The organism is Aeromonas sp. S41-2 (genome assembly GCF_027705845.1).
Taxonomy (GTDB): Bacteria; Pseudomonadota; Gammaproteobacteria; order Enterobacterales; family Aeromonadaceae; genus Aeromonas; species Aeromonas hydrophila.
In genome coordinates this window covers 497,311-511,711 of the sequence record NZ_JAPDCG010000002.1, presented here as the reverse complement: position 1 = coordinate 511,711, position 14,401 = coordinate 497,311, and the positions used below count along the sequence as shown (strand labels likewise).

General features: G+C 62.8%; 10 protein-coding genes. 5 read left to right on the top strand and 5 right to left on the bottom strand.

Annotation, left to right across the window (positions count from 1 at the left end):
- The first annotated feature begins 39 nt into the window (after positions 1-39).
- Together rnt and OKC44_RS06785 are read left to right on the top strand one after the other, a co-directional pair.
- The gene (gene rnt / locus OKC44_RS06790; protein WP_029300258.1) at positions 40-699 is read left to right on the top strand and encodes a ribonuclease T; all 660 of its coding nucleotides are present in this window, start codon (positions 40-42) and stop codon (positions 697-699) included.
- Positions 700-946: 247 nt separating this feature from the next.
- Positions 947-2,269, top strand: a complete 1,323-nt coding sequence (locus OKC44_RS06785; RefSeq protein WP_065477001.1) for a Na+/H+ antiporter family protein — start codon at positions 947-949, stop codon at positions 2,267-2,269.
- A gap of 366 nt (positions 2,270-2,635) precedes the next feature.
- On the opposite strand, the gene OKC44_RS06780 is transcribed toward OKC44_RS06785, so the two are convergent.
- The 4 genes from OKC44_RS06780 to ydiJ form a co-directional block, all read right to left on the bottom strand.
- Positions 2,636-4,531 (bottom strand): DEAD/DEAH box helicase, encoded by a 1,896-nt coding sequence (locus OKC44_RS06780; protein ID WP_026080084.1) that lies wholly within the window; start codon positions 4,529-4,531, stop codon positions 2,636-2,638.
- A gap of 180 nt (positions 4,532-4,711) precedes the next feature.
- The gene (locus OKC44_RS06775) at positions 4,712-5,173 is read right to left on the bottom strand and encodes a hotdog fold thioesterase (protein WP_241417713.1); all 462 of its coding nucleotides are present in this window, start codon (positions 5,171-5,173) and stop codon (positions 4,712-4,714) included.
- Between the two features lie 126 nt (positions 5,174-5,299).
- Positions 5,300-5,788, bottom strand: coding sequence for a hypothetical protein (locus OKC44_RS06770; RefSeq protein ID WP_017408064.1), 489 nt, complete (start codon positions 5,786-5,788; stop codon positions 5,300-5,302).
- Positions 5,788-8,847, bottom strand: coding sequence for a D-2-hydroxyglutarate dehydrogenase YdiJ (gene ydiJ / locus OKC44_RS06765; RefSeq protein ID WP_270811760.1), 3,060 nt, complete (start codon positions 8,845-8,847; stop codon positions 5,788-5,790). The genes OKC44_RS06770 and ydiJ overlap by 1 nt, the downstream gene beginning before the upstream one ends.
- Before the next feature lie 169 nt (positions 8,848-9,016).
- Here ydiJ and OKC44_RS06760 point away from each other — a divergent pair, with 169 nt between their 5' ends.
- The 3 genes from OKC44_RS06760 to OKC44_RS06750 all read left to right on the top strand — a co-directional run bounded on the left by OKC44_RS06760 (position 9,017) and on the right by OKC44_RS06750 (position 13,103).
- The gene (locus OKC44_RS06760) at positions 9,017-9,943 is read left to right on the top strand and encodes a cation diffusion facilitator family transporter (protein WP_011706465.1); all 927 of its coding nucleotides are present in this window, start codon (positions 9,017-9,019) and stop codon (positions 9,941-9,943) included.
- A gap of 314 nt (positions 9,944-10,257) precedes the next feature.
- Positions 10,258-11,793 carry a TerC family protein gene (locus tag OKC44_RS06755; protein WP_270811759.1) on the top strand — a complete coding sequence of 512 codons (1,536 nt, stop codon included), beginning with the start codon at positions 10,258-10,260 and terminating at the stop codon, positions 11,791-11,793.
- A 188-nt stretch (positions 11,794-11,981) separates the two neighbouring features.
- Positions 11,982-13,103, top strand: coding sequence for an alkene reductase (locus OKC44_RS06750; protein ID WP_270811757.1), 1,122 nt, complete (start codon positions 11,982-11,984; stop codon positions 13,101-13,103).
- Between the two features lie 88 nt (positions 13,104-13,191).
- Here OKC44_RS06750 and OKC44_RS06745 read toward each other — a convergent pair whose 3' ends face one another.
- Positions 13,192-14,211, bottom strand: a complete 1,020-nt coding sequence (locus OKC44_RS06745; RefSeq protein ID WP_270811755.1) for an adenosine deaminase — start codon at positions 14,209-14,211, stop codon at positions 13,192-13,194.
- Positions 14,212-14,401: the final 190 nt, after the last annotated feature.

Below are 14,401 nucleotides of genomic sequence, written 5' to 3'. Positions count from 1 at the left end.
TGCCATAATGCCGCCTCATTTCACGCCGACCGAGATACCATGACCGACGCTGTTCACACCCTCAAGGGCCGTTTTCGTGGCTTTTACCCCGTCGTCATCGATGTTGAAACCGCCGGGTTCAATGCCAGAACCGACGCCTTGCTGGAAATCGCCGCCTATACCCTCAAGATGGACGAGCAAGGCTGGCTCGTGCCCGACCAGATCTTCCATTTTCATGTCGAGCCGTTTGAAGGGGCCAATCTGGAAAAAGCGGCGCTGGAGTTCACCGGCATCGACCCCTTCAATCCGCTGCGCGGCGCCGTCAGCGAGAAAGAGGCGCTGACCGAAATCTTCAAGGGCATCCGCAAGGGGATGAAGGAGCAGGATTGCGGCCGCGCCATCATAGTGGCCCACAACGCCACCTTCGATCACGGCTTCGTCATGGCCGCCGCCGAGCGGGCCGGCCTCAAGCGCAATCCATTCCATCCGTTTGCCACCTTCGACACCGCCGCCCTCTCCGGCCTGGCGCTCGGCCAGACGGTGCTGGCCAAGGCGTGCCAGAGCGCGCGCATTCCGTTTGACAATAAAGAGGCGCACTCCGCCCTCTACGACACCGAGCGCACCACCGAGCTGTTCTGTCATATCGTCAACCGCTGGAAGAGCCTGGGTGGCTGGCCCCCGGCCCACCCGGACGAGGTGGCCGACGACGCCAGCGAGTAACGACGCCCCCTTCCCAAGAGGCTGCCACGGCAGCCTCTTTTCTTGCGCCATCTGGTTTGACCAGGATGTCGAGAAAAGGTCCATCCAGCACCGTTTTTTACCTCTCCCGACTCATTACCTGGTTTGAACCGCCGGGAATGCTGTAGATAGGCCATTCACCTGATTTTTTACTCGACATTTGTCACATTTTTCGCAAACTAACTGCCTTTCACACGACAGACAGCAACACAAACTATAAGGAAAGCAAATGAATCCTGTTGTTATCGCGGTGGCGCTGATGCTGGTGCTCAGCCTGCTGCGGATCAATGTGGTGGTCTCTCTCGCCATCGGCGCCATCGTCGGCGGCCTGATCGGCGGTCTCTCCCTCGAGCAGACCCTCAGCACCTTCAGCGGTGGCCTGGGTGGCGGCGCCGAGATCGCCCTCTCCTACGCCATGCTGGGGGCCTTCGCAGTCGCCATCTCCCGTTCCGGCATCACGGATCTGCTGGCGCGCAAGGTGATCAGCCAACTCGGCAAGGATGCCAGCAGCTCCCGCATCCTCTGGGTCAAGACCCTGCTGCTCAGCTCGGTACTGGGGGTCTCCATCTCCTCCCAGAACCTGATCCCCGTCCATATCGCCTTCATTCCCATCCTGATCCCGCCGCTGTTGCACGTCATGGCCCAGATGCAGATCGACCGCCGTCAGGTGGCCTGCGTCATCACCTTTGGCCTGACCGCGACCTATATGCTGCTGCCGGTGGGCTTTGGCGGCATCTTTCTCAACAACATCCTGGCCAAGAACCTGATCGACAACGGCGTGCCGGTCGAGCACAGCCAGCTGCCGCTGGCCATGGCCATCCCGGTGCTGGGCATGTTCGTCGGCCTGCTGATCGCCGTCTTCTTCAGCTACCGCAAGCCTCGCCAGTATGATCTGGAGAAGATCCTGGCCGCCGAGCCGGAGACGGTCGATCTCAATCTCAACCACATCTGGGTCGCCCTGCTGGCCATCGCCGTGGCGCTGGGGCTGCAGCTGATGACCAACAGCATCGTGCTGGGAGCGCTGGCCGGCTTCGTCATTTTCACCTGTGGCGGCGTCATCAAGTTCCGCGAGAGCCAGGATGCCTTCACTCAGGGGGTGCGCATGATGTCCCTCATCGGCTTCATCATGATCTCCGCCGCCGGCTTCGCCGCCGTGATGAAAGAGACCCACGGGGTGGAGAGCCTGGTACAGGCCGTCTCCGGCATGATGGCGGGCCATAAGGGGCTGGCCGCCTTCCTGATGCTGCTGGTGGGCCTGCTTATCACCATGGGGATCGGCTCCTCCTTCTCCACCGTGCCCATCATCGCCACCATCTATGTGCCGCTGTGCCTGCACCTCGGCTTCTCTCCCCTGGCCACCATCTCTTTGGTCGGCACCGCCGGCGCCCTGGGGGATGCGGGCTCTCCCGCCTCCGACTCGACCCTGGGCCCCACCTCGGGTCTCAACGCCGACGGCCAGCACGACCATATCTGGGACAGCGTGGTGCCCACCTTCATCCACTACAACATCCCGCTTATCATCTTCGGCTGGATTGCCGCCATGGTGCTCTAAGCCCCTCAAGATGCATAAACATAAAAGGCGACCCCAGGGTCGCCTTTTTGCTGCCTTCACCGCGATGGCATAGGTCCGGACAAGTCAGCCCGGGCGCCCCTCTCAGCCTGCTCTTGCTACGGCCCCTTTTCCTTTTATGCTGACGCAGCTTGCACCAGCCATCGGCCATACCTGCACTTGCCCGCCTCTTCCTTTCAGCCCCATCCCATTTCACACAGCCAGGACGATGTCAGGCCAACCCATCGGCGATATCAAGGGTGCGCCATAAACTTACCCGTCCACATCCCCCCATGCGGCGCCTCCTGGTGAACGACGGGCAACAAAAAGGCCGCTCGATGAGCGGCCTTTTTAGCTAGCAGTCAGGGTTTAGCTGTCGCGGCGCTTGCCACCGAATTTGCGACCCTTGTCGAAACCGCCTTCACGGCGATCCTTGTTGAAGGGACGATCGCCCTGCGGACGGCGATCCTTGTTGAAAGGACGGTCGCCACGGAACGGACGATCACCACGGGGCGGACGGGGAGCAGTGTTGCTGCCGGCCGGCACTTCGGTGTAGCGGCTGATCTGCAGCGGACGCTGGCAGACACGGGCCTTCTTGATCACTTCCAGCACGTCGGCGCTCATGCCCTTGGGCAGATCGACGGTGGAGAAGTCATCGGCGATGTCGATGTTGCCGATGAAGCGGCTCTCGATGTTCGCTTCGTTGGCGATGGCACCCACGATCTGGCCCGGCTTGACACCGTGATGGGCACCCACGTCGACACGGTAGCGCTCCATCTCCACGTCCGGGTTGTCTTTGAGCGGACGCGGCTCCAGGGACGGCATGCGACGAGCCGGGCGATCGCCACGGTCGGCGAAATCACGGCCACCACGGTCGTTGAAGTCACGACGCTCGAAACCACCGCGATCGTTGCCGGCGTTGAACACCGGATCCGGAATGGAGTCATCCAGCAGCAGCGGTTGGTCGCCCTGTACCAGCTTGGCCAGTGCGGCAGCCAGCTCCAGCGGATCGGCAGAGTCTTCTTCGATCAGCTCGTTCACCAGGTTCACGTAGATCTCGAGCTCTTCGCCCATCATGGTTTCGCGGATGCGCTCCTTGAACTTGGCCAGACGGTGCTGGTTGATGTCCTCGGTGCTCGGCATCTTCATCGGCTCGATGGCCTGACGGGTTGCGTGCTCGATGGCGCGCAGCATGCGACGCTCGCGCGGTGCCACGAACAGGATGGCTTCGCCCTTGCGACCGGCACGACCGGTACGGCCGATACGGTGAACGTAGGATTCGGTGTCGTAGGGGATGTCGTAGTTCACCACGTGGGTGATGCGCTCAACGTCCAGACCACGGGCGACCACGTCGGTGGCGATCAGGATGTCCAGCTGGCCCTGACGCAGCTTGTCAACGGTACGCTCACGCAGCTTCTGCGGGATGTCACCGTGCAGCGCTTCACAGGCGTGACCACGGGCGGCCAACTTGCCAGCCAGTTCTTCGGCGGCGTTCTTGGTGCGTACGAACACCAGCAGGGCTTCGTAGGGTTCGACTTCCAGCAGACGGGTCATGGCGTCCAGCTTGTGCAGACCGGTCACCTGCCAGTAACGCTGGCGGATAGTGGTAGCGGTCGCAGTTTTGGAGGCGATCTTGATCTCTTTGGGCTGCTTCAGGTGCTTCTGGGCTACACGACGGATCTGCTCCGGCATGGTGGCGGAGAACAGGGCAACCTGACGACCGGCCGGGCACTGTTCCATGATCCAGTCCACGTCGTCGATGAAGCCCATGCGCAGCATCTCGTCCGCTTCGTCCAGCACCAGGGCTTTCAGGCCAGAGAGGTCCAGGTTCTTGCGACGGATCAGGTCCATCACACGGCCCGGGGTACCCACGACAACCTGAGCACCGCGGCGCAGAGCGCGGGTCTGGGTTTCGTAGGAGGCGCCGCCATAGATGGGCAGCACGTGGAAATCAGGCATGTGGTGGGCATAGCGTTGGCACGCTTCAGCCACCTGCAGAGCCAGTTCACGAGTCGGTGCCAGCACCAGGATCTGGGTGTTGCGGTTACCAGCTTCCAGACGAGACAACAGAGGCAAGGCAAAAGCAGCGGTCTTCCCTGTACCGGTTTGCGCCTGCCCCAGCAGATCGTGGCCCGCCATCAGGTGGGGAATTGCTGCGGCCTGGATGGGGGACGGGCGCTCATAGCCCACGTCCTGCAGCGCTTTCAGTACAGGCGCGGCCAGTCCAAGCTCACTAAAAAGGGGCAGTTGTTCGGTATCAGACATAGATTCTTCCAGATTAAGGCAGGCGGCTAACACCGCGGAATAGCAAAAAGGCGGCGATTATAGCGCCACTTTGTTCTGCTGTCTTGAAAAATGTGATAAGCCTCTCAAGACGTTGGCAATTATAGAGGGATCTTGCGACTATGGCTTGCTTATTTTTCACTCATGGTGCGTTATTGCAGATCACGCTTCGCCAGAGTCCTTGTCCCGCTTGTGTTTGAGCACCGCCATGGTCAACCGGCTGGTGCACAATAAACGACCACGTTCATCGCGAATTTCTATCTGCCACACCTGAGTCGTTGCCCCCAGATGCAGCGGCGCGCAGCGCCCCGTCACCACCCCTTCCCGCTTGGCCCTCAGGTGGTTGGCATTGACCTCCAGCCCCACACAATAACTGTCAGGCCCGACCGCCATGTTGGCCGCCAAGGAACCCAGCGTCTCCGCCAGCACCACGGAGGCGCCGCCGTGCAGCATGCCGAGTGGCTGATGGGTGCGGTGATCCACCGGCATGGTGGCCTCCAGCCAGTCGGGACCAAAGGCGGTATAGACGATGTCGAGGTGGGCCATCAGGGTGTTGCGGGAGCTGGCGTTGAGCCCTTCAAGGCTCATGGGCTTGCGCCAGATGGGACTGTTTTCTTGACTCATGGTGAGCGGACTCCTTGCGTGATCAACGGGTTATCACTGCGCCGTAGCGGCAAACCAGCAGTGTCGGCGAAAAAGGAGCAAAAAAAAAGATGCCCACGCCGGGGCATCTTGCATCGAGGTTGATCCTCACCAGGGATAGGTCACCCCTGGCCACTCGGCCCAGGGCTGGTCCCGCCCCGGCAGGCGCGGCGCGGGCCACTGCCATACCTTGCCGAGCCAGGCGCGCAGTTCGGCCTCCAGTTCGGCATCGGTGAGCGGCGCCTCGGCTACCTTCCAGAAGAAGAGCTCCACCGCCACCTCCGGCAACACCGAGGGATAGAGGTAAACCCCGCCCCAGAACTCGGGCTCCCGCGCCGGGCTCCAGAGGCCATAGGCAAAGGAGCGCTTGGCCAGGAACTCGGAGTGCTGCCACTCCAGATCGGCCTCGTGCTGGCTCAGGCTGAAATTGGCGGAGGGCCACACATCGTCCGGGCGAAACAGCTGATGAAGCTGCTCGCGCTCGCGCAGCATGGCGACGAACTCCACCACCGCCTGGGTCGGATTGACCGGCAGCAGCAGGAAGTGCGGGTGCCGATAGGCTTGCGGCACCCGAAACCGCTTGGGCAGGGTCAGCATCAGAGCAGTTCCAGCAGGGCCTGCAGCGGGTGCTTGAGCTTCTCCCCCTCCATCCGCTTGACCTGGCTGCGGCACGAGTAACCGGTGGCCAGACAGCGAGCTTGCGGCAGGCGAGCAAGGGGCTCGGCCCAGCTCAGACCATAGATCCCCTTGGAGTTCTCCACCTGTTTGGCGTCGTGACCATAAGTGCCCGCCATGCCGCAGCAACCCACCGACACCGGTTGCAGGGTGGCACCGAAGCGGCGGAACAGGGAACTCCAGTCACCGTGAGTTGACGGCTTGGCAGTCTTCTCGGTGCAGTGGGCGAACAGATACCAGGGCTCGGCGCTGGCGTCCGCTTCCCGCACCGGCAGCACTTCTGCCGGCAGGGAGAGCAGCCACTCCTGGGGCAGCAGCACCTGGAAGTCACCGCGGGCGGGGCCGAGCGCCTTCACGTATTCGTCCCGATAGCAGAGCACCAGGGAGGGATCGACCCCCACCATGGGGATGCCGAGCGCCGCCACCTTGTTGAGGAACTGGGCGCTGCTGGCAGCGGTACGGGCAAAGGCGCGCAGGAAACCCTTCACGTGCTGGGGCTTGCCGTTGGGCTTGAACGGCAGCAGATAGGGCTGCAGGCCGAGCTTGCTGGCGAGCTTCACCAGATCACGCACCACGGGGGCGTCGTAGTAGCTGGTGAAGGGATCCTGCACGATGAGCACCACTTTTTTACGCTGCTCGGGGCTCATGGCCTCCAGGCCCGGCAGGTCGAAATAGCGGGCGCGATGGTCGCGCAGCTCCTCGGCCAGGGTCGGTACGCTCAATAGCGGCACGTCCACCATGCCGATGCTCTTCTCGGTCGCCTTCTGGGCCCACTCCTTCTCGAGGAAGAAGTTGACCAGTTTCGGCGCCTTGGCCAGCAGGGGGGCGTAGCTTTCCACCGTGCCGACGAAGTAATCCTTGGGGCCGCGCAGATAGCGGCTGTGGTAGAGCTGCATGAAGCGGGCACGGAAGGTGGGCACATCCACCTTGATGGGGCACTGGCTGGTGCAGGCTTTGCAGGCCAGACACCCCTCCATCGCCTCCATCACCTCGTGGGAGAAGTCATACTCGCCGCGGGCGCGGGCCACCGTATTGCGGAACTTGTCGACGATCTGCTTGAAGCGCAGACCACCGCTTTGCAGCGCCACCTCCTCACTCAGCGGATCGAAGCCCTGCTGTGCCAGCTGGCGCAGCCATTCGCGCATCAGGCCGGCCCGCCCCTTGGGAGAGTGACGACGGTCGCGGCTGATCTTGACCGAGGGACACATGGGGGAGTCGGTCTCGAAGGTGAAGCAGAGACCATTGCCGTTGCAATCGAGGGCCCGGGTATAGCTGGTGCGCACCGCCAGCGGGATCTGGCGGTCGAACTTGCCGCGCTTGGGCCCATCCACCGACACCAGCTCGGCGCCGCTGCCATAAGGCATGCAGATCTTGCCCGGGTTGATGCGGTTGGCGGGGTCAAACGCCCCCTTGACCCGTTGCAGCTCCTCCCACAGCTCGCCGAAGAAGGCGGGGCTGTATTCGGAGCGAAAGCCCTTGCCGTGCTCGCCCCACATCAGGCCGCCATATTTGGCGGTGAGTGCCACCACCTGATCGGAGATGCGCCGCAGCAGCACCTCCTGCTCGGGGTCGCACAAGTCCAGCGCCGGGCGCACGTGCAGCACCCCGGCATCGACGTGGCCGAACATGCCGTAGTCAAGGCCGTGGGCATCGAGCAGGGCACGAAACTCCATGATGAAGTCGGCCAAGGATTCCGGCGGCACGGCGGTGTCTTCGGTGAAGGCCACCGGCTTCTTGCGCCCTTCGGCGTTGCCGAGCAGCCCCACCGACTTCTTGCGCATGGCGTAGATGGTCTCGATGCTGGCCAGGTGGTTGCACACCTGATAGCCGATGATCCCCGCCTCCCCCTTGGCCAGCAGGCCATCGATGCGCCGGCACAGCTCGGCCACCTTGGCCTTGTGCTCATTCTCGTCGGTGTCGGCAAATTCGACGATGTTGAGCCCCTGCAGATCCTTGCCCGGCACCTCCTGAATGAACTCTTTGACCGAATGCCAGATGATGTCGGCGCGGGCCAGTCCCAGCACCCGGGAGTCCACCGTCTCCACCGACAGCGCCTGGGCCTCTACCATAAAGGGGGCATTGCGCAGGGCCGACGGGAAGCTGTCGTACTTGACGTTGACGAGCGTGCGGTAGCACGGGATGGGGGTGATGTTGAGCCTGGCCTCGGTGATAAAGCCCAAAGAGCCTTCCGAGCCGCACAGCACCCGGCTGACGTCCAGGGTGTCGGTATCGGGTTGATAGAGGTGCTTGAGATCGTAACCGGTCAGAAAACGGTTGAGCTTGGGGAAGGTGGCTTCGATGTCGGCGCGCCGCTCGCGGCCGATGCGATAGAGGGTGCGATAGATCTCCCCCTCCCGGCTCTCCAGCGCCAGCTTGTCCGCCAGACGCTGGCCGGTCACCGGCTCGGTGGCCATGAGATCGCCGTTTTCCAGCACGGCTTTGAGGCCGAGCACGTGATCCGAGGTCTTGCCGTACACCAAGGAGCCCTGCCCCGAGGCGTCGGTGTTGACCATGCCCCCCAGGGTGGCGCGGTTGGAGGTGGAGAGATCCGGCGAGAAGAAGTAGCCGTGGGGCTTCAAATAGGCGTTGAGCTGATCTTTGACCACCCCGGCCTGGGCCCGCACCCAGCCCTCTTCCAGATTAATTTCCATGATCTGGTTCATATGGCGCGAGAGATCGACGATAATGCCGCCGCCCAAGGATTGACCATTGGTGCCGGTACCGCCGCCGCGAGGGAAGAAACTCAAGGTTGCGTACTCGGGCCCCTGGGCCAGCTTGAGCATCACCGCAATATCGTCCGCACTGCGCGGATAGAGAACCGCCTGAGGTACTACCTGATAGACGCTGTTATCCGTCGCCATCGCCAACCGGCTTGCATAAGACTTTTCGATATCACCACGAAATGCTGATCGCGCCAGCAACTCAAGAAACTGCAGGGTTGTAGGTGACAAACTGTCCTGGTAATCGAGTCTCGGGATCATGAATCCTTGTTCCCTTCCTTTGCTTGATGCCGGAACTCCGGCGACAACGACCGTTCGGGCCAGCCTCTTCGCGGGCCCCCGAACCAGTCCGCTCACATGTGAGCGGGCAGTATATCAGCTAGAAAACCGCTTGCGCGCGCAATCTTCACCATTTGAAAGGAGGACTTTTATGGCTCATTACAGCCATGTTATCAGTACGCTTATTCGCACCGAAAAACAGGCGCTGACCCTGTCGCTGTTTGGTTGCATCACCTTTGCCATTTTCGGGATCGGCTATGGCCTGTTCGTCGGTTCCAACGCCATCATGCTGGACGGCATCTTCACCCTGTTCAGCATGGGCATGACGGGGCTTGGGCTCATCACCGCCTACCTGGTTACCCGCCCCTCCGACGCCCGCTTTCAATACGGCTACGCCCACTTCGAACCCATCGCCAACGTCATCAACGGCACCATCATTCTGCTGCTCTGCCTGGCGGCACTCTACAACGGCCTCACCACCCTGCTGGCGGGCGGACGGGAGATCGATCTCGGCCACGCCCTCATCTATGCCGTCGTCTCCACCTTCTTCTGCGGCATCATCTACCGGGTCGAGGCCGACGTGGCCGAGCGGGTCAACTCCGAGCTGGTGCGGGTGGACTCCAAGGAGTGGCTGGTCGACACCCTGCTCAGCACCACCCTGCTCATCGGCTTCGTGGTCGCCATCGGCCTCGATGCCATCGGCTACGGCCACTACAACCGCTACATAGATCCAGTGCTGGTCTCGCTGCTGGCCCTGTGCGCCACCCTCATTCCCATCAAGGTGCTCGGTCGCAACCTGCGGGAAGTGCTGAAGATCGCCCCCAAGGGGGATGTCTCCCGGCTGGTGGCCAGCGAAGTCGAGGCCCTGCGCCTGCGCCATGGCATCGAGTGCTACAGCCATCTGGCGAAAAGTGGCCGCCGCTTCGATCTCGAACTCAACATTCTGGTGGCGCCAGGTCAGGAGTGGCCCGTCGAGCGCCAGGATGCCCTGCGCCAGGAGCTCTGGTCCCGCCTCGGCGATACCCTGGGAGACGCCTGGCTGTCGGTCTGCTTCACCCGCGAGAAACGCTGGCTGTAAGCCGCACGGCGGGGCTTGCCTGGCAAGCTCCGCCCGCTCCTGTCGCCCCGCTCGGTTAATACCCCTTTCCCCTGCGCTGCCCGCCCCCTCTTGCCAAATACGGGATTCCCGTTATCATCAGGGCTCACTTTTAACCCGAGGTTTTATTGCCCATCATGGACAATCCCCGAAGTTGCCCTTCGTTTCTTCCCGTCAAAGCCTATCTTTATCTGCTTAATCAGCGCCTCTGAATAACGCCATTGCCTTGCTGTCACTGCGGCCATCGTACGCCGTGCTTACTCTCTGCTCTGTCTGTTTTTTATTGAGGTCACTACATGGAATTGCTGCTGGATCCCCACATCTGGATCGGTCTGTTTACCCTGATCGTCCTGGAAATCGTGCTCGGGATCGACAATCTGGTCTTCATCGCCATCCTGGTGAAAAAGCTGCCCCCCGCCCAGCGGGACAGGGCCCGCGTCATCGGCCTGTCGCTGGCCCTGCTGATGCGCCTGGGGCTCTTGAGCGTGATGTCCTGGCTGGTCACCCTGACCACCCCCATTTTGCACCTGTGGGATCACCCCTTCTCCGGCCGGGACCTGATCCTGATGGGGGGCGGCCTGTTCCTGCTGTTCAAGGCCACCTCCGAGCTGCATGAGCGGCTGGAAGCCAAGCCGCCCGAGGACGGGCCGGTCGGCGTCTACGCCAGCTTCGGCGTGGTGATCACCCAGATCCTGGTGCTGGATGCCATCTTCTCGCTGGACTCCATCATCACCGCCGTCGGCATGGTGGAACACCTGGGCGTCATGATGGCGGCCGTGACCATCGCCATGCTGGTGATGGTATTCGCCTCCAAGCCGCTGACCCGCTTCGTCAACGCCCACCCCACCGTCGTGGTGCTCTGTCTGAGCTTCCTGCTGATGATCGGTTTCAGCCTGGTGGCGGAAGGGTTCGGCTTCCATATTCCGAAGGGTTATCTCTACGCCGCCATCGGCTTCTCGGTGCTGATCGAATTCTTCAACCAGCTCTCCCAGCGCAGTGCCGAGCGCCACGAGGCCAAGCAGCCCCTGCGCGAGCGCACCACCGCCGCCATCTTCAAGCTGATGGGCAGCAAGGCATATCAGGACCGGCCGGACGACGATCTGGACGCCCCCGCCGCCGAGCCGGTGAGCTTTGGCGAGGAGGAGCGCTACATGGTGACCGGGGTGCTGTCGCTGGCCGAACGCTCCATTCGCACCATCATGACCCCGCGCTCCGAGATGGCCTGGATCGACGTCAACGACTCCAACGACGAGATCCGCGCCCTGCTGCAGCAGGAGCCCCACAGCCTGTTCCCGGTCTGTGACGGCGATCTGGACGAGGTGATCGGGGTGGTCAAGGCGCGCGACCTGCTGTTTGCCCTCAACGAAGGACAATCCTTGAGCGAGCTGGCCAAGCAGAACGACCCCATCATAGTGCCGCAGACCATCAACGTGATTAAGCTGCTGGCGGAGCTGCGCCAGGCCAAGGGCAGCCTCATCCTGGTGGCCGACGAGTTCGGCGTGATCCAGGGGCTGGTGACCACCCATGACCTGCTGGAGGCCATCGTCGGCGAGCTGCCGGATGAAGATGAAACGCCGGACATCGTCCGCGATGGGGAAGGCTGGCTCATCAACGGCAGCACCAACATCCACCATGTGGAGCAGGTGCTGGAACACGAAGGGCTGGTGAGCGAGAGCGACGAGTACGTGACCCTGGCCGGCATGCTGCTCTCCCACTTCGGCACCCTGCCCGCCCCGGGCCAGCGGCTGCAACTGCAGCAGCTCGGCTTCGAGGTGGTCGAGGTGAGCGAGCGGCGCATCGAGCGGGTGCGCGTCATGCCGCTGGAGGCCTGACGCCATTGCGCGAACCATGCTGAACAAGGGGGCCTTGCTGGCCCCCTTCTTTATTCAGGCGCCTCCCCCTGCCACTCCCTCTTTTCACCATTGCTGTCATCAGCACAATTCTTTTCTGCAATTACCCCTCTTTTTCGCAAGGGATGCCGGCACTAGAGTGAGCCCATCATCACCATGAGGAATTCACCATGCACCACGATCACCTGTTCTGCCCCCTGCGTCTCGGCCAGCTGCACCTCAACAATCGCATCGTCATGCCCCCCATGACCCGCTCCCGCGCCAACCAGCCCGGTGACGTGGCCAATGCCATGATGGCCACCTACTACGCCCAGCGCGCCGGGGCCGGCCTCATCATCAGCGAAGGCACCCAGATTGACCCCATGGGCAAGGGCTACGCCTGGACGCCGGGGATCCACAGCGCCGAACAAGTGGCCGGCTGGAAGCTGGTGACCGACGCCGTCCACGCCAAGGGCGGCACCATGTTCGCCCAGCTCTGGCACGTGGGCCGGGTCACTCATCCCGACAACCTCGGCGGTGCCCAGCCCATCTCCTCCTCCGCCATTCAGGCGAAAGGGGTGCGGGTGTTCGTCGACAACGGCAGCGATGCCCCCGGGTTCGTCGAAACCGTCACCCCGCGCGCCATGACCCAGGCCGATATCGACGCGGTGGTGGGGCAGTTTCGCCAGGCGGCCCGCAACGCCATGCTGGCCGGCTTTGACGGCATCGAGCTGCACGCCGCCAACGGCTACCTCATCAACCAGTTCCTCGACTCCGAGTCCAATACCCGCACCGACGGCTACGGCGGTTCGCTGGAGAACCGGCTGCGCTTCTTGAAAGAGGTGACCGAGGCGGTCTGCAGCGAGATCGGGGCCGACCGGGTCGGGGTACGCCTCGCGCCGCTCACCACCCTCAACGGCACCGTCGATGCCAACCCGCAGGAGACCTACCTGGCCGCCGCCCGCCTGCTGGGCCGGCTCGACGTGGTCTACCTGCACATCGCCGAAGCGGACTGGGACGATGCCCCGCTGATGGCGGAAGGCTTCAAGCAGGGGCTGCGCGATGCCTTCCCCAACACCCTCATCTATGCCGGCAAGTACGACGGCGAGCGTGCCCGGGCGGCGCTCGAGGCGGGTTGGGCCGACATGATAGGCTTCGGTCGCCCCTTCGTGGCCAACCCCGACCTGCCCGAGCGGCTGCGCCACGGCTATCCGCTGGCCCCTCACGACCCGGCTACCCTGTTCGGCGGCGGCGAAAAGGGCTTGATTGACTACCCGACCTATCAGGCGGCCCCCCAGCCCCACACGGCCTGAGTCAAACCCGCCTAGTCATAACGAGACGCGCCCACCATCACTGGTGGGCGCATCGTTTTCTGCCTGTCATGCTTGCCGGCACCGCAGGTTAATGGAGGCTGACCCCGTAGCAGGCGGCGTAGCTTCTGATCTCCCGGGTCAGCCGCGCCTTGTCGGCCAGGCTCAGCCAGCTCGCCTCCACCGCGTTCAGTGACAAGCGGCAGAGCTGGTTCATGCTGGCCCCCAGCTCATGGGCCAGGGCGTGGAAGTTGGCATTCATGTAGCCGCCAAAATAAGCGGGATCGTCGGAGTTGATGGTGACGCACAGCCCCTGCTCCAGCAGAGCCAGTACGTTGTGGTGGGCCATCTTGTCAAACACCTTGAGCCGGGTGTTGGAGAGGGGGCAGACGGTGAGCGGCAGCCGGGTATCGGCCAGATAGCGCAGCAGATCGGGATCGTCGACGCAGCGCACCCCGTGATCGATGCGCCGCACCTCAAGCTCCCGGATGGCCTGCCAGATGTAGTCCGCCGGCCCCTCTTCGCCGGCGTGGGCCACCACCGGCAACCCCAGCTCGCGGCAGCGGGCAAAGACCCGGGCAAACTTGCTGGGCGGGTTGCCCTTCTCCCCCGAGTCGAGGCCGATGCCGTGAATGCGCGACAGAAAGGGAGTAGCCTGCGCCAACGTGGCAAAGGCATCCTCCTCGCTCAGGTGGCGCAAGAAGCTCATGATGAGCCGCCAGCTGATGCCAAACTCCCGCTCTCCGCGCTGCAGCGCCCGCTCGATGCCGCCCAGCACGGTGGCGAAGGGCACGCCGCGGGCGGTGTGGGTCTGGGGGTCGAAGAAGATCTCCACGTGCACCACCTTGTCGGCGGCGCAGCGTTCCAGATAGGCCCAGGTGAGGTCGAAGAAATCCTGCTCGGTGATGAGCACGCTGGCCCCCAGGTAGTAGAGATCGAGGAAAGATTGCAGACAGTCGAACTCATAGGCGGCGCGCACGCTGGCCACGTCGGGCCAGGGCAGGGCCACGCCGTTGCGCTGGCCCAGGGCAAACATCAGTTCCGGCTCGAGCGAGCCTTCGATATGGAGGTGCAGCTCCAGCTTGGGCAGACCGGCAATAAAGTTATCCATGATGACGGCTCCATCGGTTCACAGACAGCGGGACCAGCCAGTGGCAGAGCGGATCCCTCCCCTCTGTCGTTCATTGTGCACCTATCTCTGTTTATGGGGGAGACTTGTCATCAAACAGACTTATAATGGCGTCACAAAAACAACATAACTATCTGAAGAACTTGAGAGTTGGCGCAACTTTCCGCCGCCT

Bases quoted from the DNA above. Each gene is read 5' to 3' on its own strand.
- OKC44_RS06760 (WP_011706465.1), top strand. From the start codon at position 9,017: ATGGCTCATTACAGCCATGTTATCAGTACGCTTATTCGCACCGAAAAA.
- OKC44_RS06770 (WP_017408064.1), bottom strand. From the start codon at position 5,788: ATGCTGACCCTGCCCAAGCGGTTTCGGGTGCCGCAAGCCTATCGGCAC.
- OKC44_RS06755 (WP_270811759.1), top strand. From the start codon at position 10,258: ATGGAATTGCTGCTGGATCCCCACATCTGGATCGGTCTGTTTACCCTG.
- OKC44_RS06775 (WP_241417713.1), bottom strand. From the start codon at position 5,173: ATGAGTCAAGAAAACAGTCCCATCTGGCGCAAGCCCATGAGCCTTGAA.
- OKC44_RS06785 (WP_065477001.1), top strand. From the start codon at position 947: ATGAATCCTGTTGTTATCGCGGTGGCGCTGATGCTGGTGCTCAGCCTG.
- OKC44_RS06745 (WP_270811755.1), bottom strand. From the start codon at position 14,211: ATGGATAACTTTATTGCCGGTCTGCCCAAGCTGGAGCTGCACCTCCAT.
- rnt (WP_029300258.1), top strand. From the start codon at position 40: ATGACCGACGCTGTTCACACCCTCAAGGGCCGTTTTCGTGGCTTTTAC.
- OKC44_RS06780 (WP_026080084.1), bottom strand. From the start codon at position 4,531: ATGTCTGATACCGAACAACTGCCCCTTTTTAGTGAGCTTGGACTGGCC.
- ydiJ (WP_270811760.1), bottom strand. From the start codon at position 8,847: ATGATCCCGAGACTCGATTACCAGGACAGTTTGTCACCTACAACCCTG.
- OKC44_RS06750 (WP_270811757.1), top strand. From the start codon at position 11,982: ATGCACCACGATCACCTGTTCTGCCCCCTGCGTCTCGGCCAGCTGCAC.